The sequence below is a fragment of the Alteromonas sp. B31-7 genome (assembly GCF_015767655.1).
Lineage (GTDB): Bacteria > Pseudomonadota > Gammaproteobacteria > Enterobacterales > Alteromonadaceae > Alteromonas > Alteromonas australica.
Genome location: NZ_CP065233.1, coordinates 2,910,340 through 2,935,339, shown reverse-complemented (window position 1 = coordinate 2,935,339; position 25,000 = coordinate 2,910,340). Strand labels below are relative to the sequence as shown.

Below are 25,000 nucleotides of genomic sequence, written 5' to 3'. Positions count from 1 at the left end.
AGCGAGGAATAAAGATGCCTAGTTGCAATGTTGCACTTTGGTCTATAGCCGCATAGAGGTTTGTTACAAAGTGTGAAATAGAGAGGGAAATGCTCACATACGCGGGCTGTGGTTATTGCAAAAAGCGCTGTAGCACGGTCATTAAATTTTCTTTTTGGATAGGTTTGCTTATGTGGGCATCCATACCTGCACTAAAACACGCGTCTATGTCTTGTTGCATGGCATTGGCGGTTAACGCCACTATCGGGTGCGTAACGCCCATTTGTTGTCGTAAAACCCGTGTAGCCTCGTAACCATCCATTTCGGGCATTTGAATATCCATCAAAATAATGTCAAACCCCTTGTCGGCGAAGGCATGAATAGCTTGGTTGCCATCTTTTACACGGGTTATTTGTAAGTTGGTTGCCGCTAACATAGCCTGGATAACTTCAACGTTAATATCGTTATCTTCAGCTAATAATACGTGGGTTTTCGAAAATTCGAGAACAGGAGCTGGCTTATCCACAGGTAAAGGTGTGTGTTGATTCGCTGTAAGTAAGGTAAGAGTGAAAGAGAAGCGCGAGCCCTTTCCAATATCACTTTCAACGGCTATTTGTGAATTCATGAGTTGCAACAGTTTGTTGCTTATATTCAGTCCTAGCCCTGAACCGCCATATTTTCTGGCGGTAGAGCTTTCTGCTTGTATAAAAGGCTGAAACAGGTTTTCCTTTTGTGTTTCGCTAATGCCTATACCCTGATCCTTAACCCAAATTTCCAACGTGCAGTCTTGCTCAGTTAACCTAATAACGTGTACACCAATTTCAATATGGCCCTGGGTTGAAAACTTTATTGCGTTACTAATTAAATTAGCAAGCACCTGTTTAACGCGTAGTTCATCGTAAATCAGTTGTTTAGGTAACGCTTTGTCAATATTGAAAACAATCGCTAACCCTTTGTTCGCAGCCTGAGCATGAAAAATGTCAGCAAGTTTTTTCAAGCTATGCCGTAGGTTGTAGGGGCCGTAATCTAATGCCAATTTGCCCGCTTCAATTTTTGAAAAATCGAGCAAATCGTTAATCAATTGAAGCAGCATCTCAGATGAATTAACAATTTGGTTGGTGAGTTTTTTTGTGTCTTTATCTTGAAGTTTTTCGGTTAAGACCTGACCAAACCCAATGATGGCATTTAACGGGGTACGAATTTCATGGCTTATGTTTGAAATGAATTCGGTTTTTAAGCGATTATGAAGCTCTGCCTTTTCTTTGGCTAATGCGGTGAGTGCATTGCTTTGTTTGGCTTTTTTGAAAAGCACCAATATGGTCGCTAACGTCAGCAGGGTTAATACCACGAAAACAATGAGCCAGCGGGTATAGAGCTTTTGGGTTTGCTGTGCGGCTTCTTTGGCTTCAAGCATCGACAAGTAGGCTTGGTTTTGAGCTTCCAATTGCAAGGCGCGTTCTTTTTGCTGCGCAATTTGGTTAATTAAATCGGCACTTTCCAGTAATTCTAGCTCTTCATACTTTTTGGCTTCAACGTAGTCGTTGTGAAACTGAATGTATTCATAATAAGCCGTTTGAAAATCACCTTCTTTAGCGGTGATTTCAGCGGCTAACTTTTCTAAATCGGCACGCCATGTTGTTTTCTCATCGGTGCGATAATCGTTGTACATAGCCCGAGACATATCAAGGGCTTCTCTGGCTTCTTTTAATCGGTCTACTTTCAATAATGCCTTTGCTTTAAGTCGGTATATCTCGCTGTCGTAAAATGAGACCGTTAGTGGGTGGGAGGTCACTTTATCTGCCAGGGCGAGTGCTTTGTCGATATCGTCGGTTCTAAAGTAGGTAGACGCCATGCCGTACAAAGCGAGGTACTCTGAGTAACTCATGTCTATGTTCTTGTCGTTTTCGATGGTTTTTTCAAAGTAACTAATGGCTTTTTCGTACTGGCCTTGGTTTCTAAAAAGAATGCCAATAACGTACAAATTATCGCTGATCAGCACCCAAAAGTGATGCTCTTGCGCAAGTGCCAGCGATTTTTTGTAGTAGTTATAGGCAATGTCATAAGATTGAATAGAATGGTTGTAATCAGCCAACATATAATAATAAAGCGCGGTAAGTTTTGGCGAGGCAAGTTCTCGACTTAGCTCTTCTAAGGTATTAAGCAACTCCGCGCTGGAGGCAAAAACTTGTGCCTCATTGTAAGTTAAAATGAGATAAGCAAGGGCGTACGCTTTGGTTTCTTTGTCATTAAAATCGGCGTTAATTAATTCCCCAAAGTAGGTATAAGCACTGTCGTATTTGGCATTAATCCCATCTATTCGAGCCAAACCGAGTTTAATTTTCATGCCCGAGGGGGAGTTATCCGCTAGGCGGGAAAGTAAATCATAAATGGGTTTTGAAGGGGTGTGATGTAAACGTAATTTTAATGCGGTATACAGTGCTCCGAGGTGGCGTTTTTCCTCTAGAGAATAATCACTGGCATTTAGCTTTGCCTCGAGGGTTTCGGTAATTTCCCCAATGGGCATTGGGCGCTCATTCGATAATCGAGCCTCAAATTGCGCGAGTTCAGCGTGTACATTGGTTTTATCTGAGGCGTTAGCCTGGATAGGTAGTGCACAAAAATAGAATGATATTGTCAGTGTAAATAGTAAAACCCGATACATAGTCATGCGCTCATGATTCTTATTATATAAAGCGTTAAGTTAACGTTGATGTCTCACTAGGCCATATGAAAAGCTTAATAACACGGGTGTTTCTGTGTTCGTACGCCAGCAATGTTTTTGCTTACGTTTGATTATACGTCTTATATAACGAATAACCTATACACTCATTGCGCTTACCATAGCGCAAAACGTTAACTTAACCTAGAGCGTATTAATGGTTCTTAGCAGAGCGCCGCTCACTTCTGGCTTAAACGCCACAAAATGCTTGTTTAATGAAATTGACGCTGAGCACAATATTTCAGGATCTGACAAATAATCAGCAGGCGCTTGAATAACCTCGAAATAGTCTGCATTTTCTTGCTTCATATTTTTCACCACCCGGTTAATGTAATTTTGTTTGTCTTCATCACTTAAAAGCGCAGGTTTAGGAGAAAAGCTCCCTATTAAATCAGCCATTGCGTCGAGTTCTTGTTCTATAAGCGCCGAAGGTAGGGTGCCTTCGTTTCCATAATGATGTTGCAATGGAATGTCGCTGGGAAAGGCAAACGAGGCACAGGCAAGAGGGGAGTGAGTACGTAAGGCTACCATTTGTGCAATGATAGTCTGCCAGTAGTACAATACCGCTTCGTCACTTGCGTGAGCAAGGTAATGATTAATGCGCGTTTGTAGAAGTTGATTAATGGCAACAGACACCCTATTCATTGTGCCGCCTTCTCTCATTACTTGCCTATTAATAGCAATGACTTTTTCGTAAGTCTCAGAGTCAAATTTTTTCATGGCTTTCATGTAGCTGTGGGTAAGCAGCCCTTGCTCTATCGCTTCTTCTGTAATGTTTTCGTCGCTGCCAAAGCCACTAAATCCATACTCTGCACTGTTCACAACTTGGGTAATGATTTTCGCTTTACGTAAGTCGTTATGGTCAGGGATCCATAAATCTTCATTCGGTGTTGCCAGCACTTTTTCTAAAAACCATTTGGGTACGCCAGCATTGATATATTGTGTTTTAAGCGAACTGCTAAGGGCTTCGTTGTTGTGGGTAGAAGTGCCACCTATACCAGCAGCGTGAAAGGCCAACTCGCCATTTTCGCCAATGAGGCGGTTCACACCTGCTAAGTAAACTACGGTACAGGCGGATGCACAGCGTTCTTTAACGTAGGTATCAAGTTTTCGTTGTTTAACAATACCCGCAAGCCTTATTGCACCTAGCATACGCCCCCCAATGCTGTGCAAGTGCAGAAGCTTAATATTAGGGTGGGCATCTAATTGTGCTTCAAGTTGCTTTTCACTGCCTACCTCAATGCCCCCGTATAACTCAAGCTCAGTTTCATTATTAAGTAACCTGAAATGAAGTTCTGGGTATTCTTGATGTTGGGTGATGAGGGAATATGACTCTTTGAGAACGGGGATACCCGTTGTCGATATATTGATGATATAACCAATAGTGCTGATGATGATTATGGCTTTGGCGACATTCGCCCACAACATAGAGCCGCCGCGGTATGGATGCCTGTTAGCTGAGCGATAAATGCCCACGGTTTGCCACGTGATTAACGGCAGTATCACGGCGTAAAGTGATAGCATAAATACACCCAAGCTTAACCGGCTGTTTGCGTGTTCTATTCTATTTTCTACCAATGCGCCAAAGGCTAAAATGAAAAGGTTGATAGCAATACCCACCAGCCAATAGCTTATCGGTAACGAAAACTGTCCCTTCCAATATTTGGCAATCCAGTTTGACGCTTGCTTCTCATCTTGATAGGGGGAGGGGGTGATAACGTGTGGTTCAATAGAGGTGTGTAACTGCTGCGAATATGCGCTTTGCTGTCGCTTTTTAATATTGTCTTGAATCCGTTTCTCGCGCTCAGGATAGGCGGCTTTATCTATGTGTGATAGGGCATCGTACAGTTCATCAAGGCTATATTTTTCGTAGTTGGGCTCCATGTTTGGAAAACATCCTTATTTATATACGCTATTTACCGCACGCGAAAACATGAAAAAGGCTCCAACTGGAGCCTTTACAAGAACAACTATTTACCAAGTATAATGCGTAGCATCCGGCGAAGAGGCTCGGCAGCACCCCATAACAGCTGATCGCCAACGGTAAAGGCAGAAATGTATTCCGGGCCCATCGTTAATTTACGAATACGCCCTACGGGAATGGACAAGGTCCCCGTGACTTTCGCTGGCGTTAGCTCTTCCATGGTGGCATTTCTATCGTTAGGTATGACTTTCACCCATTCGTTGTGTTCAGCAAGTAAGGTTTCAATTTCTTCAACCGAAAGGTCTTGCTTTAATTTCAAGGTAATGGCCTGACTATGACAACGCATGGCGCCTACACGCACACAAATACCGTCGATAGGTACGGGGCTCTCAGTTGCGCCTAAAATTTTGTTTGCTTCCGCCTGTGCCTTCCATTCCTCACGACTTTGCCCAGAAGGTAACTGGGTATCAATATACGGAATAAGACTGCCGGCTAAAGGAACGCCAAACTGATCGCTTGGGTAGTCATCGCTGCGAATAAATTCGGCAACTTGCTGGTCTATATCCAATATCGCCGTGGCAGGGTCATCGACTTTATCTTTTACAGCCGAGTGAATGGCACCCATTTGGCTGATGAGTTCACGCATATGCTTAGCACCTGAGCCAGAAGCCGCTTGGTAGGTCATGGGTGACGCCCATTCAACCAAGTCTTTTTCAAATAAGCCACCTAGCGCCATAAGCATAAGTGAAACCGTGCAATTGCCTCCAACAAAAGTGCGCACACCTTGTTCTATGCCATGCTTAATTTCGTTACCGTTAACAGGGTCAAGGACAATAATCGCATCATCAGCCATGCGCAGTGCCGACGCTGCGTCAATCCAATAGCCCTTCCAACCAGCATCACGCAATTTTGCGTAAACGGCTTTAGTGTAGTCACCACCTTGACAGGTAATAATAATATCTTGCTGACTAAGTGCTGCAATATCAAAGGCGTCTTCTAATACACCTGCCTGGGCACCGGCAATATCAGGTGCAGGTAACCCTTTTTGCGAGGTGGTGAAAAATGTGGGTTCAATGTGGGCAAAATCTTGCTCTTCTTGCATTCGTTGCATTAATACAGAGCCAACCATACCGCGCCAGCCCACTAAACCTACTTTTTGTTGAGACATTAACTTAGAAACCTTCTTTCAACGTAAACCTATGTATGTTGGTGCAAACCTGAGAATCAAAAAAAGCGCACCAACGCTATGCCTGTCGCATTATTTTTATGCATGCAGTCTATAAATAAATTAATACGCTGGCTAGACGCTTTTTATAAATATTCCTTTGAGGATATAAGTGAATGTGAAAGTTGCTTGGATTATAAAGTATTCGTTGAAACTGCTTCTTTAATACGTCTTATTATGTTTCATTTAGTGTGTTGATAAACTGCTGGTATTGGTTCTTTGACAACAAACACGGTTTCTCTTGCCTATGACTTCATCTACAAACACAACAGGGTTCGCTGCATTTAATCGTGGGTTTTCTACTACATTTAATGAAAACGCGATGACATTAGGCTTAGTTGTGCCTATTGAGTCTTATCCGTATGGGCCAGTGCCTACCATGCAAGAGCACATTGAAAGGGTGCAGTTGGCAGAACAACTAGGGTTTAAAGCCGTTTGGTTGCGAGACGTGTTATTTAATGTGCCTTCATTTGGGGATGCAGGGCAGGTATTTGACCCCTTTGTTTATCTCGGTGCGTTGTCCGTTGCCAGTAAAGACATTGCGTTGGGGGTTGCCTCATTAGTCTTGCCCCAGCGCCACGCTGCACAGGTAGCGAAAGCCGCAGCAAGCGTTGATGTGTTAAGTGACGGACGCTTGTTACTAGGCGTTGCCTCTGGCGACAGGCCAGAAGAATATCCTGCAATTAATCGGGGTTTCGACGACAGGGGAGAGCGCTTTCGCGAAAGCATTGAATATATTCGTCTGGCGTTAAAAGGGTTCGGACAGATTGAGAATAGCTTTGGTAAACTCGATGGTTCGCTAGATCTTCTACCGAAGCCCACAAAAGGGGGATTCCCCATGTTAATTACCGGTGGGTCTCAGCAAACTCCGAATTGGGGAGCCAAACATCTAGATGGCTTAATTACTTACCCGCGAAGCCCCAAAATTCAAGGGCACGTTATTGAAAGCTTCAGAAGCAGAGTGAGTGAGGTGTGTCGTTACAATAAGCCTGTAATGCAACCTTTGTACATTGACATAGAAGCACAGGATGACGCCCCCATTTCACCTATACATTTAGGTGTGAGATGTGGCGTGAACGCCCTTCTTTCTTATCTTAAATCACTGGAGGCCTGTGGCGTAAATCATGTGGCGTTTAACTTAAGGTTTAATCGAGCAAACGTTGAGGACACACTGGCGAAACTCGCCGAAGTTGTGTTGCCTCATTTTACTATTCACACTGAGTCAGGCCAGGCATTAACCAGTTGCCAAGGAGCAAACGCATGAAAACAATTTTAATCACAGGGGCAACCGATGGTATAGGCCTTGAAACTGCCAAGATGCTTGCACAAAAAGGGCACCATATTCTGTTGCATGGTCGAAGTGCTGACAAGCTACACAAGGTGAAGCAGATGCTAATGGATGAGTATGCTAAGCCCGAACAAGAAGGCCAGCTGGATTCATTAAATGTGTCAACGCTGTGTGCGGATTTAAGTCGCTTCGCCGACTTGCGGGGACTCGTTAATGAGATAAAAAGTAGTGTGTCGCAGCTAGATGTCATTATTAATAACGCTGGGGTATTTGTCACGTCAAACCCCACCACAGGTGAGGGGTTAGATGTACGTTTCATGGTGAATACGCTGTCTCCTTATGTGCTTTCCACTGAGCTTCTCTCCTTAATGCCTGAAGATGGGCGGGTGATTAATGTATCGTCGGCTGCTCAAGCGCCAGTAGACGTTAACCTTGTGGGCGCACCGCCAAGCTTAAGCGATGGTTTAGCTTATGCCCAAAGTAAGCTAGCCCTTACCATGTTCACCCAATTTTTAGGTGAAAAATACAGTGAAACTGGGCCTAGCTTTATTAGCGTGAACCCTAAATCCTTACTAGGCAGTAAAATGGTAAAAGAAGCGTACGGCATTGCAGGTGGTAATCTTAAAGAGGGCGCTGAAATTTTTGTGAAAGCCGCATTGCACGATGATTTTGCCAAGGTGAAAGGGGCCTATTTTGATAATGACGCGGGTCGGTTCGCTGCGCCTCACGGGTTTGCACTAAGTCAAGACAATCGGACTGCATTGATATCTAGTCTTCACGCCGTGTTAGATAAACACTACGTGGAAGCCACTTAACACAGAGTGTGATTGTTGTTGCTTATTTTTAGGGAAAAGGGCGTGCACAGGCACGCGTTTTTTCCGCAGGTCCTCTTATCCTGTCTGTTCTTATCGACTAATCTTGATAAAATCTCCGACTGTAAAATTTTCCGTTATATTGTAACTCTGCTATTCATACAATCTTTACACTTGAATAAGTTAATGATTTAAATGGTTTTTTAATGTGGAATTGTCCTTGCTGATATGTTGCAAACATAACATTCATTCATTGCGTTATGTGTGTTCTATTTTTGACCAACAAGGATTTATCATGGCTGAATCATTTAAGTACAATGGAAATAAAGGACAAGGCGGCGAGCTTCATCAAAAGGCGGGAGATGACTACCCTACAATGACGACAGCGCAAGGATGCCCGGTTCACGACGATCAAAATTCATTGAAGGCGGGCACTCGAGGGCCCACAACGATGGAAGATCACGTTATGCGAGAAAAGATCTTTCATTTCGACCATGAAAGAATTCCTGAACGGGTAGTGCATGCCAGAGGTTATGGGGCACATGGCTATTTCGAAACGTATGAGTCACTGTCTGACATTACTTGTGCTGATATTTTCCAAACCAAAGGTAAAAAAACACCGGTATTTACACGATTCTCCACGGTAGCAGGCAACCAAGGTTCACCAGATTTAGCCCGTGACGTGCGAGGCTTTGCGGTAAAATTTTATACGCAAGAAGGTAATTGGGATCTTGTCGGTAATAATATCCCGGTTTTCTTTATTCAAGACGCCATCAAATTTCCCGACCTTATTCATTCAGCCAAACAAGAACCTGACCGCGGCTTCCCGCAGGCACAAACCGCTCACGACAATTTCTGGGATTTCTGCAGCCTAAGCCCAGAGTCAACGCATATGTTGATGTGGGCAATGTCAGACCGCGCTATCCCACGTTCTTTCCGCTTTATGGAAGGATTCGGTGTGCACACCTTTAAGTTAATCAATGCCAAAGGCGAAATGAAGTACGTGAAGTTTCATTGGAAGCCAAAACAAGGTTTACAATCGGTAGTGTGGAATGAGGCACTGAAAATAAACGGTGCAGATCCTGATTTTCACCGCCGAGATTTGTGGAATGCTATTCTTGCAGGTGATTTCCCTGAGTGGGAATTGGGCATGCAGGTATTCGATCAAGAATTCGCAGATAACTTTGAGTTTGATGTGCTTGATGCCACCAAACTGATACCCGAAGAGCAAGTCCCCGTAAAAATCGTGGGTAAAATGGTACTTAACAAGGTGGTAGATAATTTCTTTGCAGAAACGGAGCAAGTGGCATTTTGTACCCAAAATATAGTGCCAGGCATTGATTTTACTAACGACCCATTACTGCAGGGGCGGAATTTTTCTTACCTGGACACCCAACTTAAGCGCTTAGGTAGTACTAACTTTACGCACTTGCCTATTAATGCGCCTAAATGCCCTATGCGACATTTCCAGCAAGATGGTCACATGGCTATGCATAATCCAAAGGGGCGAGCGAATTACGAGCCCAACTCTTGGGCAGGGGATGAAAATAACCCTCGAGCGTGCCCTGAACACGGTTTTAAATCTCATCATGAAGAGGTTATGGGTGAAAAGGTACGTCATCGTTCAGAAACCTTTGCTGATCACTATAGCCAGGCGCGCCAGTTCTACATTAGTCAAACGGAGACGGAGCAAATGCATATGCGTGATGCTTTCGCATTCGAGTTGTCGAAAGTCGAGCATTTGCCTATTCGTGAGCGTATGGTGTCCCACTTGTTAAATGTGGACAAATCACTGGCAGAAGGCGTTGCCGAAGCCCTTGGCTTAGCTGAAATGCCCGAACCTGCTGAAGCAGCGATGTCTACCCGTGACGACCTACCAGCTTCTGATGCGTTAAGTATTTTAAAAAATGCGCCTCAAAACTTTAAAGGCAGAAAATTAGGTATCTTAGTCAGTGACGATTTAGACGGCAGTATTTTGGAAAATGTCACCGCGGCATTAGACAGTGAAGGTGCCATGTATGAAGTTGTGGCGCCGCAAATTGGTGGTGTCACCTGTGATAAAGGTAAGAAGGTTGACGCGCAGCAAAAAGTGGATGGTGGCCCATCGGTACTTTATGACGCCGTCCTTCTGCTCGTCTCTGAAAAGGGTGCCAATATGCTTGCTGAAAAGCCTGAAGCAAAAGATTTCGTTTCGGACGCTTTTGCCCATAACAAGTTCATTGGCTACACCCAGTCGGCGCTGCCATTAATTAAAGCCACAGGGCTTGAGAGTAAAATGGACGATGGCTTTATTAATCTTGAAAACGTCAGCGCTGATGAGTTTGTCGGTTCATTGCGTAATATTCGTTTCTGGCAACGATAAGTCATCCGCCAGTAAACCCTTGTTAGCTAGGGTTTACTACCATCAGTGAGACAAGGAGCGCACTTTTTGTGCGCTCCTTTTAGTATGAGTAGAGCAGCAATCAACTGACGTAATTCAGTATAGAATGCGTAAAGATGTCAGTGACGAAAACTTATTGCTCACCTCATTGGTTAAAAGGCTATACTATTTACTCCTGTTTTAGGTTGTTAATAATCAGAGGGATACATGCAGTACGATTCAGCAACAAAGTTTTCACCCGTGACGCTTCTACTTCATTGGGTGGTTGGGTTAACCATAATAGGTATGCTCGCAACCGGCATTTATATGGCCGAAGAGGGCGTGTATTCGCTATTCCCTATTCATAAAGCAACGGGCTTTATTTTGCTGTTCGTGGCATTAGCACGTGTAGTCTGGCGTATGAAGAATGGTTGGCCTACACCGGCAGGTCAATATGCCAGTTGGGAGCACACTCTGGCGACGGTGGTGCACTGGGTATTGATTGTAAGTACCTTACTTATGCCCATTTCCGGATTAATGGGGTCGGTACTTGGCGGCCATGGGTTGGACGTATTTGGTTTAGAAGTTTTTGCGCCTAATTTTAGTGTCGAAGATCCTGAGAAAACCTTACCCATAAACTACGCGCTGTCAAAGCTAGGTTCGGCTATTCACTTTTATTTAGGTTATACCCTTATTGCAGCGTTAGTGCTGCATATTGCCGGTGCGCTTAAACATCACTTGGTGGACAAAGACGGTACGTTAAAACGCATGCTAGGTAAGCAAATTTAGCCAGCGTGTGGTAAATTTATCCAATGTATGAAAGGGTAAGTAAGGGGTAAAATGGGGCTTCATCCAGTTTCATTGATACCCCTTAATGTATCCCCACTTCAGTCAAAAAGTGCCTTATCCCAATAAGGTGTGCCTTTAAATCGCTCAATAAGAAAGTCGATAAACAAGCGTACTTTAGGCGCAAGTAGACGATTACTAGGATAGACTGCCCAAAGCGCACTTTGGGAGGCTAAAGGGGTATCTTTTAGCACCTGAATTAATCGCCCATCTTTCAGGTAAGGGTAACTGCACCAGGTGGCGGTTAATGTTAGCCCGTTTCCCGCAATACATGCGTCTCGAACCGCTTCTCCATTGTCCATTCTCAAACGGTTCTTCGGCTTAATGCCTACTACGCCTTGGGGCGTTTTAAATTCCCAGGTTTCTAGCCCCGTTAAATTGACCGCAGCATGATTTTTAAGTTCGTGAATACTGCTAGGCTCGCCGTATTTTTTGATATAATCAGGTGAGGCTGCAATTACCCGTTTATCCTCGGCCAGTTTTCTGGCGTGCAGATTCGAGTCTTTAAGTTCAGCATTTCGAATGGCGACATCAAAACCGCCTTCAACCACATCTAAAATACTGTCGCTAAACCGAAAATCTATATTTAAGTCGGGGTAGCGCGATAAAAACTCGTCCATAGCGGGGACTAAATGCATACGTCCAAAAGATGCCGGCGCGGTCACCCTTAAGGTACCCTGTGGTGTATCTGCCCCCACACCCACCGCCGCCTGCGCAACTTCAATGCTGGTAAGCACCTCTTCCGCGTGGGGCAGGAAGACCTTTCCTTCGTCGGTTAATGAAACCTTGCGGGTGGTTCTATGGATAAGTCGCACGCCCAATGTCTCTTCTAATTTGTTGATATGCGCGCTAGCAACGGCGGGAGAAATATTCAGCTCACGACCCGCCACACTAATGTTGTGGGTGTTAGCAATGCGAGCAAATAGCTTGAGATGGTCGATATTCATGTCAATTATCAATAAAACCTATAAACAGAATGTGTTTATACCCTAATTATCATGTGGCTGGCTAGTGTCTATGATAGTACCTGAACTTACTTCAACGAGGCGAACCCTATGAAAGCGACAGTTATTGAAGATTTTGGCGGCACTGACGTATTTACATCCGCAGAACTTGAAAAACCGAATGTTAAGCCTGGGCATGTAGTGGTAAAGGTTGCAGCCACTAGTGTTAATACAATTGATATGATGATTCGACAAATGGGCACAGACTTACCTTTTGCACCTGCTTTACCAGGTGTGCTGGGCATGGATTTCGCCGGTGTTATTGACCAAGTTGGAGAAGGCGTAACACGCTTTAAGGTTGGCGATGAAGTATACGGTTGCGCCGGTGGCCTTGGTGACTTGCAGGGCGCGATGGCAGAATACATGCTAGCAGATGCACAGCTTATTGCTCACAAGCCTACGTCTCTTTCTATGCGTGAAGCGGCCGCCATTCCTTTAGTGGGGATTACAGCCTACGAAGGTTTAACCAGAGCACAGGCATCAGAAGGGCAATCAGTGCTGGTGCATGGTGGCGCGGGTGGCGTTGGGCATCTCGCGATTCAAATAGCGCGGTCTTTCGGTGCAAATGTTTATGCCACTGGAGGTTCTGAGGCGCAGGCGGCGCTTATTGAAAAATTAGGCGCCACGTATATCGATTACCGAAATGAAGAAGTGTCAGACTACGTACAAGCCCATACACAAGGTAAAGGCTTTGATGTGGTATACGACACCGTGGGTGGGCCGAACTTACAAAACTCTTTTGCTGCTGCAAAGTTAAATGGCCAAGTATCTACCACGGTTTCCTTGCTAGAGACGGACTTATCCCCCGTTCATTTCAGCGGATTAAGTTTGCATGTTGTCTTCATGCTTATTCCAATGATTCATAACCATAACCGCAGTGCCCACGGCGAAATACTCACTACACTTGCCCAGATGGCAGATGCAGGGAAATTAGCGCCCGTGCTTGATAATCAAGCATTTTCATTGTCAGAAGCGAGCCAAGCCCACGACCGCCTCGCTAGCGGTCAGGTAATGGGTAAGATTGTTATTAGCGTACCATAACGGTTTCTTTCCCGTCGCGCAGCCCTTGTTGGCCAACGCGCCCTTCGCCTGCTTACTTAACGGTAAGCAGGCATTTTTGCGTGTAAAGACGATTCTTGCTAATTTTAATACGCGGTCACACGCATGAATCATTTATTTAAGTGCTTAAAGGCAAAAGGAAGCTTCATGAGCTTAGCTGAAATTATGTCTACCCGCGTGGTGAGTGTTCACTTAGACGATAGTATTCAATCGCTAAGGGAGCTGTTCGATGCTACGGGGTTTCACCATTTATTAGTGGTGCAAAATAACCGTGTTGAAGGCATTATTTCAGACCGTGATCTGCTTAAAAATATCAGCCCGTTTGTAGATACTATCAGCGAAAAGCAAAGAGATAGAGCTACGTTAGATAGAAGGGCGCATCAAATCATGACGCGTGAAGTCATCACCTTGTCGCCACAGCATAAAATAGTGGATGCGATTCATCTGTTCAACAATCACAAAATATCTTGTATTCCTGTTGTTAATGCCGAAAAGCAGCCAGTAGGAATGGTGTCTTGGCGGGATGTTATGGCATTTATGGAACAGCGGGTGCAGGCGAAAAAAGCCTAACACACCGCGGTTCGTCATTCTTCTTTTAGGCCTTTCGGTAACTTACCTTAAACAATATGCTATATAGCACGGGTACCGCAATTAGCGTGAGTATTGTGGCAAACGTCAGGCCGCCCATGATGGTGACAGCCATATCGGCGAAAAACGCATCGAAGAGTAATGGCGCCATACCCAAAATGGTGGTAACAGCCGCAAGGGAAACCGGCCGCAAACGACTGAGCGTTGCTTCCACAATTGCCTTACGAATTTCTCGCCCTTCTTCAATTTGAAGGTCAATTTCTTCAATGAGTACTATGGCATTTTTAATTAACATGCCGAACAGGCTTAAGAAGCCGAGCAATGACATAAAGCCAAATGGCATATCTGTGGCGAGTAACCCTGCAACCACACCCACAATGGCCATGGGCACCACCAGCCAAATGATGAGTGGTTGACGAGCGTGACCAAACAACAACACAGAAATAATGAACATGACTAAGAAGCCTGCGGGTAATCCTGCGCCCAATGCTTTTTGCGCATCTGAAGAACTTTCAAATTCTCCTCCCCATTCCAGCGAATAGCCGGGTGGTAACTCGATGTCTTCAATAACGGGGCGAATTCGCGCAAAAGCTTTTGCAGCGGTCTCATTGTCGCCGGGTTCAGCTTCCACTGTAATTGTTCTTACTCTGTCTTTACGGTGTATACGTAACTCCTCGGTAATCACTTCTAGCCCGCTAGACACCTGCGCGAAAGGAACATATTGTCGCTGTTGAGACGACCAAACCTGGCTTTCTCTAATGGCTTGTAAATCAGCATCATCAGGTCGAGCCATTTTTGCGACAATGCTGTAGGCATAGTCGCCATCTTGTACGGTACCCAGGGATAAACCGTTACTGGCGTATTGTACTGTTTGGCTGAAGTCAGAGTGTGACACCCCCGCAATCCCTGCGTTGTAATTGTCGTAATGGGTGTTAATCGCCACCCCTTTTTCACGCCAATTGTGACGTATGTCTTTAATCGCGCCATCGGCCATCATCAGGCCTTTCGTTTGCTCAGCGAGTTGGCGTAATACTTCGGTATCAGGACCAGAGAAACGCGCTTCTAATTTCGCGCCAGAGCCTGGACCAAACTGCATGCGTTCAAAGTAGAAGTTGGCGTCTAAATCAATATCATTGAGCGCATTTTGTAAATTGGACACAACCCCAGCAACGTTTTCTAACGCATTGACGCGTACCATAAAGAAGCCATAGTTTTCGTTGGCACTTTTGGGGGCATAGGTTAGCGTAAATCTATCTGCACCTTGCCCTATAAACGTGGTTACTGCGGTGACATTCTCTTGGTTGAGCAGCCGTTGCTCTGCCAACTTCGCCTTCGCTTCTGTGGCGCGAATATCTCTATCTTGCGGCCCCCAGTAGTGAACGAAGAAAATAGGAGCATTGGAAGGCGGGAAGAAACCTTGCTTAACCATACCGAAGCTACCATAGGCCACCACGGTAATTAGAGTGAGTACGGCAATGGTTACCCAGCGAAGCCTTAGTGCTTGTGTTAGTACGCCCGTAAACCAGCGTTGCATGGTGGTAGGTTTATCGTCGCCAACCTGTTGCATGCCTTTACGATAGAAGTAGGCGCCTAAAACCGGCACCAGCGTTACGGCTAGCACCCAACTCATTAAGAGTGACACCATGACCACGGCAAACAATGAATAGAGGAATTCACCTGTGGCATCATCAGACAAGCCTATGCCAGAAAACGCGGCGATACCAATAACGGTGGCTCCCAACAATGGCCACTGTGTTCGCTTTACAATAAAGCTTGCTGCCGACTTTGCGGTTCCGCCGGTGGCCATTCGAATCATCATGCCTTCAGCCACTACAATGGCATTGTCCACAAGCATACCCATGGCAATGACCATAGCACCAAGTGAAATCCGCTGTAGCTGAATATTCATTAACCACATGATTAAAATCGTGCCCATAACCGTGACTAGTAGCACCATGCCTACCACTACACCAGAGCGCCAGCCCATAAATAGGCACAGTGTTAGCGTAACCACCACCACCGACATTACGAGGTTACTAATAAATCCATCTACCGATTCATCCACCACAGAGGCTTGATCGTAAATCGGCGTAAGAGTGATACCCACGGGTAGGGTTTTCAAAAGGTGCTCAACCTTGGCATTCACCTGATTTCCAACATCAACAATATTGACGTCGTTTAACGCCGACACCGCTAAAGTGAGCGCTTCTTCTCCGTTGTAACGGATATACACAGGTTGAATATCTGCAGGCTCAAGTTTTAAGGTTGCCACATCGGCCACGCGAATTGAGCGGTTTGTCCCCGGGATCACTAACGATAAATTTGAAATTTCTTCAAGTTTGTCGGGCGCTCGCTCAACGATTAAACGTACATTTTTTTCGTCGACTTTAACTCGACCGCCGTTAAAGGGGCGTAAGTTATCGGCAAAAAGTGAGGTTAAATCAGGAAAGGAAATGCCAAGCCCGGCTAATTGATAAGGGTCGATATAGGCAACAATTTGTTCAGTTTGTACCCCGGTTACTGTGACCTTTGCGACGCCCTCTGTGGTGAGTAGTTCACGGCGGATAATACGCGCAAACTCACGAAGTTCCCGCGTACTAAAATCTGGCGCGCTGAGCGCGTAATACAGCCCATATACATCGCCAAAATCATCGTACACCACAGGGTCTTGTGCGCCTGTGGGTAGCGCGCTAGAGGCATCTCTCAGTCGCTTGCGTAATTCGTCCCAAATCTGGGGCAGTTCATGACTGTCGAAGTTACTTTCAACCTCAACGGTAATTTCAGATAGGCCGGGAGAAGAAACGGAATTTAGCTTTTTTAATTGCGACATTTGCTGAATAGCAATTTCTAATGGTTCGGTAATCTCCCGCTCCACTTTTTCAGCGCCCGCGCCAGGGTAAGATGTGTATACTTTGACTTGCTTAATGGTAAAAGCAGGGTCTTCAAGCCGACCGATATTCGCCATAGCGATTAAACCGCCAAGCAATAATATGACCACCATAAGCCAAATATTTACTGGCTTATCAATAGAATAACGTGCGATATCCATAAATTACAGCTCTCCCTCGTAAGGTCGAACTTTCATGTTATTTCGCATTTGTGATGCGCCAGCTGCCACCACACTTTGACCTGCCGATAAGTCGCTGCTTATCACCGCCAAGGCATCTTCAATATGGTTTACCGTTACAGGGGTTTTGCTGACTGTTCCTGTCTTTTCATCGTACACCCAAACGCCAAACTGATTTGCTTCATCCTCTACCAAAGATTTTACCGGAACCACCAGGCTGTCGGGATAAGGCGTGCCTTCTAAACTCACTTTCACCACCGCACGAGCCCCTGGGGTCAGCGGGAGATCGTTACGAGGCTCCATGGAAAATACCACTTCGTACGTTTGGGAAACAGGGTCTGGCTGCGTACTGTGTTCTACGTAATTAATGGGGTACCACTGACTTGTGTCGGTGGCTAGGGTGGCACTGGCTTGCTTAATGCCTCTGCCGAGGTTGGCAGTAAGTAACCGTTCTGACACATTGATATTAAAGTAAATTTTTGAAACATCTTGCAGGCGGGCTATCGGCGTGCCGGCAGCAACAAAACTGTTGTTTTCCACCAAGCGCTGAGACACTTTAGCGTCGAAAGGGGCATACAAACGGGTATAGCTGAGATCTTGCTCTGCATTTTTAAGATCGATAACCGCCAACTCGTAAGAGGTTTTCGCTGAATCTAATGCGCTTTGCGATACCAAGCTTTGCGAAAACATTTTCTCGATACGATCTAATTCTCGCTTCGATTGTGCTAAACGCGTGCGTTGCTCATCTACGCGGCGCTCAAAAGGTTGTCTGTCGATGGTCGCCAGCAGTTTTCCTTTTTTAATGTCGCTACCTGTCACCAAGTCCATTTGTACAAGGCGACCAGACACCTCAAAACTTAAATCCACCGTTTTCACTGCTGACACAACGGCGGGGAAGGTGAATTCGTCAAATGCAGGTGCATGGCTCACTTTTGCCAACTTGACGAAGCGTGGCGCTTCTATTTTATCTTCTACTTCTTGCTCGGAAGTGCAGGCGGAAAGTGAAAACACTGTCAGAGTGGCCAGTGCTAAAATATGTCGGTGGCGCAAAAAAGGCATAATAATGGTAATCCGTAGCAGAGGTGAACCAAGTATAGACTAGTTCACACACGAAAACTTTAAAGTAAACTAAGCGGTGCATTTTAGGGTTAATACGTTGAAAAGTAAACTGTGGAGTGTAGAATGAAACTATACTTTTTCTATATTTATGAATTATGACGACCACACGAACGCGTAGCGATAAAAAACGCGAAGCGATTATCTCCGCCGCCAGACAGGCGTTTCAGGAATTCGGTGTAATAGGAACCAGTATGGACAAGCTGGCTGAAATGGCGAGTGTGTCTAAGCGAACGGTTTATAACCATTTCTCAGCCAAAGAAGAATTGGTTATGCACATCGTCAAAGAGCAGTTTCAAAATGCGCTGGTCGATATTGATGTAGCCTACGACACACAGGCTTCGTTACAGAGTCAGCTTGAATCATTAATCATGGAAGAAATTAACTTTGTCAGTGCGGATGAGCATTTAGATCTTGCCCGTGTGGTCGTAGGGCATTTCTTCTACGAGCCCGAAAAGTTGAAAGATGAGGTTGTACATCTACGGGCTCAAGAAACAGCCATGCACAGATGGCTTAAAGCTGCCCACCAAGATAACCGCATGGCCTTCGACGATTTGCAGCAAGTGGTTAATGAATTAGACAGTTTAATCAAAGGGCAGTGTTTTTGGCCTCAAGTGACCAAAATTGAACCAGCACTGAGTGCTCAGGAAAAAGACAAAATAGCCCAAAGTGCCGCCGCGTTAATATTAAGTCGATACGAAATTCGTCAGACCTAACCGAAGATATTGTATGTCAATGCATGAATGAAAAAGGCCAGTACTGAAGTCGCTGGCCTTTTTTGATGGTAGGAATTAAGTCACACCTAGGTGTGACTTAATTTCGCAGTTTTGTCGTGTTAGTGAGCTTCTGCTTCAGAAGGTGGTGCTGCATGCCCTTCTTCATTGCCGGTTCGGCGCGTTATCCGCTTTTTAATCCAAGAAAATGGTTTACCTAAATCCAGTAGAATGAGATACAGGCAGGGAACTAAAATAAGCGTAACCACGGTGGCATAAAGCACGGCAAAGCCTAGCGCTGCGGCCATGGGAATGACGAAGGCAGCCTGCAAGCTGGTTTCGAACATTATAGGCAATACACCAGCAAATGTAGTAATTGAGGTAAGGGTGATAGCCCTAAACCTAGCGCTTCCCGCCTCGGTGACCGCATCTTTTATGCTATAGCCTTGTGCACGACGCTGGTTAACAAAGTCGGTCATCACCAGTGAGTCGTTAATGACCACCCCCGCCGCTGCGATTAAGCCAAATGTCGACATCATGCTTAAATCTAAACCTAGGAAATAGTGCCCCCAAATTGCGCCGGTTAAACTGAAAGGAATCACCGACATAATAATTAACGGTTGGCCGTAGCTTTTTAGCGGAACGGCTAAAAGTATGTACACCATAATCATTGCCGCTAAGAAAAATAGCAATTGCTCATTCTGCTGGGCTTGCTGCTCTTCAATATCACCGCCCAGTTCCGTCATAACAGAAGGAAAGGCTTTTTGCATTTCAGGCAATAAGTTTTCTTTTATTTCTTCGATAATTTCATTGGGTTCAACCACTTCTTCATCAATGTTGCCCCATACATACACACTTCTGTAGCCGGCTTCTCGTCGAATATAACTAATACCCGGTTTTTCGTTAAGCTCTACTACGTCACCTAGCAACACATCTTGGCCACCCGGTGTTTTAATCACGGTGTATTTCAGGTCTGAAAAGCGTTCGCGGGTAAATTCTGGATAGCGAACCATCACTCTCACTTCTTCACCGTTTCGAATCACTCGTTGGGCTTCGCCGCCGTAGAAGCCGGCACCCACTTGCCCCGCGATATCAGACAAACTAAGCCCTAAATCGTAGGCCACAGGCAGTAACGTCATTTGCATTTCTTTACTGGGTGGATCAATGGTTGAGCTAATATCAAAAAGCCCCTCTTGCTGTTGAAGCATCTCAATAAACTTCAGGCCAGCAGCATTCAAGGTATTAATATCAGGGCCGTAAAGCAGATAGCCAAATTCACCGTCATCACCGTTACCGTTAACATCGTCAACCACAGTGAATGATTTCATACCAGGGATTTCAGGTATGGCTTCGCGCCAACGGCGGGCCAATTCAAATGTGTCGATAGGGCGGTCATCTTCATACACTAGGGGAGTAATCACTTCCCCTTCGGTGCGTTGCTTATTAAAGACCAAGCGATCTCGTATCATGCCAGTACCAAACTCATCCACAATTTGCTTATCAATATCAAGAACGGTTTGTTCAACTATTTTAAGTGCATCGATGGTGGCGCTATCCGACACATTTTCGTTCATTTCAATACGGATGCTAGGGAAGTCGTGTGGCACTTTGGGATTGGGTACCATTCTCACGTAGTTGGCATTAATTAGCCCTAAGCTCACCATAAACAAGGCGATGAATATCATCAATACTGCCCAGCGCCATTCTATCGCTTTGGTAAGCGTGCGCTTGTAAGGGCCGTTCACAAAGCCAAAAAAGCCTTTGTTAAACTTGGCGCGCCAGCTTTTGGGGTGAATAGGTTTAAAGTTAGTGTGCGCTAAGTGAGCTGGGAGTATTAGCTTAGACTCAATTAATGAGAAGGCTAAACAGAGTATGACCACCACAGCAATGTTGTAAAAGAAAGCGCCTTCTGGCCCGCTACTTAACGTAAAGGGGGCAAAAACCGCGATGGTGGTTAATACACCGAAGGTGGCAGGCGTTGCCACACGCTTAGCGCCTCGAATGACATTGTCAACGCCTCCGCCCTTGCTTTCAATTTCCGAGTAGGCGCTTTCTCCAATAACAATAGCGTCGTCAACCACAATGCCCAGTACCATAATAAAGGCAAACAACGACAGAATATTAATGCTTATTCCAAACACAGGCATAAGCATAACCGCACCTAAAAAGCACACAGGTAAACCTATCATTACCCATAGCGCTAATCTAAAGCGAAGGAAAAGACTCAGCATGAATGCGACTAATATTGAACCTTGTAATAGATTTGACAGCATCATGTCTAAGCGTGCATTTAGGTAGTAAGTCATATCCACTAGAATTTCCAAACTCACGCCTTGTGGGAAGGTTTGGTTTTTCTTTTCGATATAGGCTTTGACCGTTTCGGCCACCGGGATCGTATTTTGCGTTTTGGTGGCTTTAACTGACATCCAAATGGCGTTAACACCGTTGTATTTAAAGTAGCGCTCGCCTTCAGTAAAACCATCCTTAATATCGGCGACATCACCAAGGGTCACTTTTGCGCCTGCATTGCCGATAATGACGGGAATTGTCGAAAATTCATCGCCACGGTAATATTGGTTCTCGACCCGAACAGAAATAATCCCAGACTCTGTGCGTAATTGCCCAGCCGAGATGTTGGCGGAGTAGTTACTGATAGCACGGCTAACATCTGCAATGGTTAAGTTATATTTGCGTAATGCATCAGGCTTTATTTCAATGGCAATTTCATCGTCTGGTGCAGACATATCTACCAATGACACCGTGCCCAATTGTAATAACTCATCTTCAACTTCTCGAGCGATGGTTTTGAGTTCATCAAGGGGAATGTCGCCGGTTAAGGGCATTTCAATCACATCTTGGCGAAATTCGATTTGCGAAACTTGAACCGGTTCCATGCCCGCTGGGAAGGTAGCAATGCCGTCGATGCGAAGTTTAACTTTATCGAGTACTTCACTTAAATCTTCGTCGGGATCAATTTCCAATGTGACTGCACCACTGCCTCTAAACGCGCGGGATACGGTACGCTTTATTTCAGTGATATCTTTAAGCGACTCTTCTATTTTGATGAAGATACTTTCTTCAATTTCCTGCGGTGAAGCGCCTGGGTATGACGCTTCAACGGTAATATAGTTAATTTCGATGTTAGGAAACATTTGACGCTGTATGGTCATGAAGCTAGCAATACCCATTACAATAATGAATATCATCAATAAGTTAGCAGCGACTGAATTTCGGGCAAACCAAGAGATTATACCGCTATTAGGATCGAAGCGATTTTCCATGAGGAGGCCCTTATTTTTCTACGTGGTGAGAAACAAGTAATTGATCATTACTTGCAATAACCTTAACGGGCATGCCCTCTTGGGGATACTCAGGCAATGACATCACCACACTCTTGGCGTTGAAGTTACCCCGTATAAGGAAGTCGGTGCCATCTTCTCTTATCACTTCGACGGGTTGCGCCACAAGGTTGTTGTCTTCATCAAGGGTCCAAATTTTTCGACTCGTGATCAAGGTTTGTGGAATTCGGTACACATTTTCTAACGCTTTCCCTTTGAACACTACTGTGCCGTAGGAGCCGAATTTAACCACGGTTTTATCGCCGTTTAACGCGTAAGGGTCGTCAATTCGCGCCACAAAGTGCGTCATTCGCGTGGTGCTATCAATAATGCCTGTATCTCTATGAATAGTGGCGGTAATGTGTGTTTTTAAGGGGGCGTCTAATTCTAAGGTAGCGGGGCTGCCAATGATGTCGGCACCTACAAACTGGCGATCGAAACCTGCAACAGGGAAAGTTACCTCAGCAAACTCAACATTGTTGATAACGGCAGTTTTCATGCCCTGGGTGACATAATCGCCTTTACTGATGTCACGAGAAACAATCAGAGCATCATAAGGCGCGCGAACTTCACAATTGTCTAAATCTCTGGCGGCAATTTTAAGCTGGGCTTCTGCTGATTTGACAGCCGCTTGTGCACTCATTACCTGGGGCTTTCTTAAATAAAGGTCGGTGACGCGAGCATCGGGCATGGTTTTCGCCTCGAGTCGAGCCACTTCCGCTTGCGCTTCTTCTTGAATAAGCTGTGCTTTGGCGCTGCTTAAATTAGCTTCGGCTAATAAGAGTGCAGCTTCATAGGCGTCTTTTTCTATGGAGAATAGGACGTCGCCCCGTCTGACGATACCGCCGGCTACAAAATTGGGGTTCCAGGACTCGACTTCTCCGGCAACTTGCGCGGCTAGGTTAGTGCTTTCTAATGGATTAACTTCACCATAAGACGATAACGTCACCGCGATGGTCTCTGGTGTTAACGACAAAACGGTCACAGTTGGACGGGTATCTATTGGTGCGTCGGCTTTAACATCTGCAGCAGATACTTCTATGCCTTTCATGACAAGATATCCTCCAACCAAAATAGCGGCTGGGAGTACGAATTTCATCAATTTCATAATAGTCGACTTAGGTTTAGGGGTTTGTTATAGGGTGTAGTCTACGACCTAAATGTTGCGTAAGAATGTGCTAATTGTAACCAAACGTAAGTCAGCAAATTGTAAAGATGCAAATGAGGCGGTACGCCCTGTTAGAGCGAGGAGGCCGCAATCACTTGGTTTCGTCCGCTGTCTTTTGCTTTATATAGCGCCTTATCTGCTTTAATTAGGGCATCGCTCAAGGAGGTGGACGGTGTTAATTCTGTTACACCTATGCTTATGGTTACATTACGGGTTTGGCCGTTGATGACCACGGGAGATTCATCGAGCAACTTACGCACTTGTTCGGCGGCAGACATTGCATTGGCTTCATCGGTTTCAGGGTAGATAAAGAGAAACTCTTCGCCGCCCCAACGAGATAACACGTCTTGACCACGTAGCCGACTATTTAGCTTGCCAGCTACACGTTTTAACACTTCATCACCCACTTCGTGACCTAATGCATCGTTAATAGATTTAAATCTGTCAATGTCAGCGAGGGCAATGGCAAAAGGTTTTTTGCTTCTTTGTAATCGGCTGTATTCCTGTTCAAGCTGCTGTTGACCGCCGCGGCGATTAAGCAGGTGTGTCAGGGAGTCATGTAGGGCCTGCTTTTCAAACTTTTCACTTAAAAATACGGCGGTATCGTAACTTTTTTGACGGCTATATTCATAAAATGCAGATAAAAAAGACACCGTTAAAAATGAATAAAGTAAGCGAGTTTTAAATTCATAGGTATAGGTGGTTAGTAAGAGCGCATCATTTGGCGAGAACAGTAACGCCACTATAATGGCGGTAAAACCTGAAAGCGTGAAAAGTCCACGTCTAAACCCCGCGAAAAACATCGTCACTGGAGGCACAGTATAAATCCAAAGTGGGCCTGTGGAGGAATTTCCGCCGGTGATGATTAATGTAGCCATTAGCATCATTAAGCAGGTGATGAGCAAAGTGACAGAGATGATTCTGCCTTTTGCTGTGCCTGAACTCACTTGCACAGCTTGAGAAAGCGCAAATAGAATGCTGGCAATAAAGAGAGTAAACGCCAAGGTGTGGTCTTGCGAGAATAACGCTCTAATGCCTAATACGAACGTAATTGAAGTGCCAACAGCAGAAAACAGATTGATTACAATGATGCGTCGATTTGTTTCATCATCGTAGTGGCGTTTCGTCCCTCTACTGACAAAGTGGTTAATGGCGTTTAGCATACAGGTTTTAACTTCTATCCATATTTGCCGCTATCTCAACCGCCAACTGGCCTATAGCGTGCCGCATTGTTTTAACGCTCGCTTCAAATCCATCACTGCTAAGTGGCAACGTAATATAAAAATGGTCGCTGACGTTGGTTTCATCGATGAATTTTATAAAAAACTCACCTCGCAGAATAATATCGCCATTGTAGGTGGCAATGAAATCATCAATTCGTAGCGTTATGTAGCCGTTCACGTCTTCGGCCCCCATCGCATGGGTAATGAGATCCACATTTTGATTACGCAGCGCGTCACGCAATGACTTAGTAAGGCCTTCCTCTACAGGCTCTGCCCAAAAGTGTTCACTGGCAATGTGAATACCGGTTTCTGAGGTTTGTACTACCAAGCCACGTTGTTTCAAATAATCGGGTAGCACTATTTTATTTAGTATGGCCACTGAGGGCGTCGAAGTTGTGGCCGGGGGCGTTGTCGAGGTATCGTGCAATAAATAATACGATAAGGGCTGACTAGAGGAAGAACAGCCTACAAAGAATAAAGAAACAAACGCCAGCCCAAGTAGTCGAAAAGCGGTGCTTCGCGTGTTAGCAATAAATACACTGTTTATGTGTTTTGACGTCATGTTTATACTC

17 protein-coding genes are annotated in these 25,000 nt (G+C 45.2%); 7 read left to right on the top strand and 10 right to left on the bottom strand.

What is annotated here, in order from left to right; translation table 11 throughout:
* Window positions 1-112: 112 nt before the first annotated feature.
* From IUA53_RS12640 to asd, 3 genes are all read right to left on the bottom strand, one after another.
* The gene (locus IUA53_RS12640; RefSeq protein WP_231401144.1) at window positions 113-2,647 is read right to left on the bottom strand and encodes an ATP-binding protein; all 2,535 of its coding nucleotides are present in this window, start codon (window positions 2,645-2,647) and stop codon (window positions 113-115) included.
* Between the two features lie 195 nt (window positions 2,648-2,842).
* The gene (locus IUA53_RS12635; protein WP_044446795.1) at window positions 2,843-4,582 is read right to left on the bottom strand and encodes a hypothetical protein; all 1,740 of its coding nucleotides are present in this window, start codon (window positions 4,580-4,582) and stop codon (window positions 2,843-2,845) included.
* A gap of 86 nt (window positions 4,583-4,668) precedes the next feature.
* Window positions 4,669-5,790: an aspartate-semialdehyde dehydrogenase gene (asd, locus tag IUA53_RS12630; RefSeq protein WP_044446796.1), complete on the bottom strand. Its 1,122-nt coding sequence runs from the start codon at window positions 5,788-5,790 to the stop codon at window positions 4,669-4,671.
* A 304-nt stretch (window positions 5,791-6,094) separates the two neighbouring features.
* Between asd and IUA53_RS12625 the strand changes: the two genes are divergently transcribed.
* The 4 genes from IUA53_RS12625 to IUA53_RS12610 all read left to right on the top strand — a co-directional run bounded on the left by IUA53_RS12625 (window position 6,095) and on the right by IUA53_RS12610 (window position 11,095).
* Window positions 6,095-7,111 (top strand): LLM class oxidoreductase, encoded by a 1,017-nt coding sequence (locus tag IUA53_RS12625; RefSeq protein WP_044446797.1) that lies wholly within the window; start codon window positions 6,095-6,097, stop codon window positions 7,109-7,111.
* On the top strand, window positions 7,108-7,950 hold the full coding sequence (locus IUA53_RS12620; protein WP_044446798.1) for an SDR family NAD(P)-dependent oxidoreductase: 843 nt from the start codon (window positions 7,108-7,110) through the stop codon (window positions 7,948-7,950). Before IUA53_RS12625 ends, IUA53_RS12620 begins: the two co-directional genes overlap by 4 nt.
* Before the next feature lie 292 nt (window positions 7,951-8,242).
* On the top strand, window positions 8,243-10,309 hold the full coding sequence (locus IUA53_RS12615; protein WP_044446799.1) for a catalase: 2,067 nt from the start codon (window positions 8,243-8,245) through the stop codon (window positions 10,307-10,309).
* 225 nt (window positions 10,310-10,534) lie between these two features.
* Entirely contained in the window at window positions 10,535-11,095 is a 561-nt protein-coding gene (locus tag IUA53_RS12610; RefSeq protein ID WP_044446801.1) for a cytochrome b, read from the top strand.
* A 98-nt stretch (window positions 11,096-11,193) separates the two neighbouring features.
* Here the strand turns inward: IUA53_RS12610 and IUA53_RS12605 are convergent, their stop codons facing one another.
* On the bottom strand, window positions 11,194-12,099 hold the full coding sequence (locus IUA53_RS12605) for a LysR family transcriptional regulator (protein ID WP_044446803.1): 906 nt from the start codon (window positions 12,097-12,099) through the stop codon (window positions 11,194-11,196).
* A gap of 108 nt (window positions 12,100-12,207) precedes the next feature.
* Between IUA53_RS12605 and IUA53_RS12600 the strand changes: the two genes are divergently transcribed.
* Both IUA53_RS12600 and IUA53_RS12595 read left to right on the top strand, forming a co-directional pair.
* Window positions 12,208-13,197 (top strand): zinc-dependent alcohol dehydrogenase family protein, encoded by a 990-nt coding sequence (locus IUA53_RS12600; RefSeq protein WP_044446805.1) that lies wholly within the window; start codon window positions 12,208-12,210, stop codon window positions 13,195-13,197.
* A gap of 165 nt (window positions 13,198-13,362) precedes the next feature.
* Entirely contained in the window at window positions 13,363-13,785 is a 423-nt protein-coding gene (locus IUA53_RS12595) for a CBS domain-containing protein (protein ID WP_044056630.1), read from the top strand.
* A gap of 25 nt (window positions 13,786-13,810) precedes the next feature.
* On the opposite strand, the gene IUA53_RS12590 is transcribed toward IUA53_RS12595, so the two are convergent.
* Complete coding sequence (locus IUA53_RS12590) at window positions 13,811-16,852, bottom strand: efflux RND transporter permease subunit (RefSeq protein ID WP_196897211.1); 3,042 nt, start codon at window positions 16,850-16,852, stop codon at window positions 13,811-13,813.
* Window positions 16,853-16,855: 3 nt separating this feature from the next.
* Window positions 16,856-17,929 carry an efflux RND transporter periplasmic adaptor subunit gene (locus IUA53_RS12585; RefSeq protein ID WP_044056632.1) on the bottom strand — a complete coding sequence of 358 codons (1,074 nt, stop codon included), beginning with the start codon at window positions 17,927-17,929 and terminating at the stop codon, window positions 16,856-16,858.
* A 155-nt stretch (window positions 17,930-18,084) separates the two neighbouring features.
* On the opposite strand from IUA53_RS12585, the gene IUA53_RS12580 reads away from it, so the two are divergent.
* Window positions 18,085-18,702: a TetR/AcrR family transcriptional regulator gene (locus IUA53_RS12580; protein ID WP_231401143.1), complete on the top strand. Its 618-nt coding sequence runs from the start codon at window positions 18,085-18,087 to the stop codon at window positions 18,700-18,702.
* A gap of 119 nt (window positions 18,703-18,821) precedes the next feature.
* Here IUA53_RS12580 and IUA53_RS12575 read toward each other — a convergent pair whose 3' ends face one another.
* The 4 genes from IUA53_RS12575 to IUA53_RS12560 all read right to left on the bottom strand — a co-directional run bounded on the left by IUA53_RS12575 (window position 18,822) and on the right by IUA53_RS12560 (window position 24,990).
* Complete coding sequence (locus IUA53_RS12575) at window positions 18,822-21,980, bottom strand: efflux RND transporter permease subunit (protein WP_044446809.1); 3,159 nt, start codon at window positions 21,978-21,980, stop codon at window positions 18,822-18,824.
* Between the two features lie 10 nt (window positions 21,981-21,990).
* On the bottom strand, window positions 21,991-23,145 hold the full coding sequence (locus IUA53_RS12570) for an efflux RND transporter periplasmic adaptor subunit (RefSeq protein ID WP_044446811.1): 1,155 nt from the start codon (window positions 23,143-23,145) through the stop codon (window positions 21,991-21,993).
* Window positions 23,146-23,276: 131 nt separating this feature from the next.
* Window positions 23,277-24,368: a sensor domain-containing diguanylate cyclase gene (locus IUA53_RS12565; protein WP_044446813.1), complete on the bottom strand. Its 1,092-nt coding sequence runs from the start codon at window positions 24,366-24,368 to the stop codon at window positions 23,277-23,279.
* Window positions 24,369-24,375: 7 nt separating this feature from the next.
* Window positions 24,376-24,990 (bottom strand): PqiC family protein, encoded by a 615-nt coding sequence (locus IUA53_RS12560; RefSeq protein WP_156026737.1) that lies wholly within the window; start codon window positions 24,988-24,990, stop codon window positions 24,376-24,378.
* Window positions 24,991-25,000 lie beyond the last annotated feature (10 nt).

What these genes read in the sequence shown, in the direction of transcription:
- IUA53_RS12610 (WP_044446801.1), top strand. Translation starts at nt 10,535, where the DNA reads ATGCAGTACGATTCAGCAACAAAGTTTTCACCCGTGACGCTTCTACTT.
- IUA53_RS12600 (WP_044446805.1), top strand. Translation starts at nt 12,208, where the DNA reads ATGAAAGCGACAGTTATTGAAGATTTTGGCGGCACTGACGTATTTACA.
- IUA53_RS12565 (WP_044446813.1), bottom strand. Translation starts at nt 24,368, where the DNA reads ATGCTAAACGCCATTAACCACTTTGTCAGTAGAGGGACGAAACGCCAC.
- IUA53_RS12590 (WP_196897211.1), bottom strand. Translation starts at nt 16,852, where the DNA reads ATGGATATCGCACGTTATTCTATTGATAAGCCAGTAAATATTTGGCTT.
- IUA53_RS12575 (WP_044446809.1), bottom strand. Translation starts at nt 21,980, where the DNA reads ATGGAAAATCGCTTCGATCCTAATAGCGGTATAATCTCTTGGTTTGCC.
- IUA53_RS12640 (WP_231401144.1), bottom strand. Translation starts at nt 2,647, where the DNA reads ATGACTATGTATCGGGTTTTACTATTTACACTGACAATATCATTCTAT.
- asd (WP_044446796.1), bottom strand. Translation starts at nt 5,790, where the DNA reads ATGTCTCAACAAAAAGTAGGTTTAGTGGGCTGGCGCGGTATGGTTGGC.
- IUA53_RS12625 (WP_044446797.1), top strand. Translation starts at nt 6,095, where the DNA reads ATGACTTCATCTACAAACACAACAGGGTTCGCTGCATTTAATCGTGGG.
- IUA53_RS12580 (WP_231401143.1), top strand. Translation starts at nt 18,085, where the DNA reads ATGACGACCACACGAACGCGTAGCGATAAAAAACGCGAAGCGATTATC.
- IUA53_RS12620 (WP_044446798.1), top strand. Translation starts at nt 7,108, where the DNA reads ATGAAAACAATTTTAATCACAGGGGCAACCGATGGTATAGGCCTTGAA.
- IUA53_RS12570 (WP_044446811.1), bottom strand. Translation starts at nt 23,145, where the DNA reads ATGAAATTGATGAAATTCGTACTCCCAGCCGCTATTTTGGTTGGAGGA.
- IUA53_RS12605 (WP_044446803.1), bottom strand. Translation starts at nt 12,099, where the DNA reads ATGAATATCGACCATCTCAAGCTATTTGCTCGCATTGCTAACACCCAC.
- IUA53_RS12595 (WP_044056630.1), top strand. Translation starts at nt 13,363, where the DNA reads ATGAGCTTAGCTGAAATTATGTCTACCCGCGTGGTGAGTGTTCACTTA.
- IUA53_RS12560 (WP_156026737.1), bottom strand. Translation starts at nt 24,990, where the DNA reads ATGACGTCAAAACACATAAACAGTGTATTTATTGCTAACACGCGAAGC.
- IUA53_RS12635 (WP_044446795.1), bottom strand. Translation starts at nt 4,582, where the DNA reads ATGGAGCCCAACTACGAAAAATATAGCCTTGATGAACTGTACGATGCC.
- IUA53_RS12615 (WP_044446799.1), top strand. Translation starts at nt 8,243, where the DNA reads ATGGCTGAATCATTTAAGTACAATGGAAATAAAGGACAAGGCGGCGAG.
- IUA53_RS12585 (WP_044056632.1), bottom strand. Translation starts at nt 17,929, where the DNA reads ATGCCTTTTTTGCGCCACCGACATATTTTAGCACTGGCCACTCTGACA.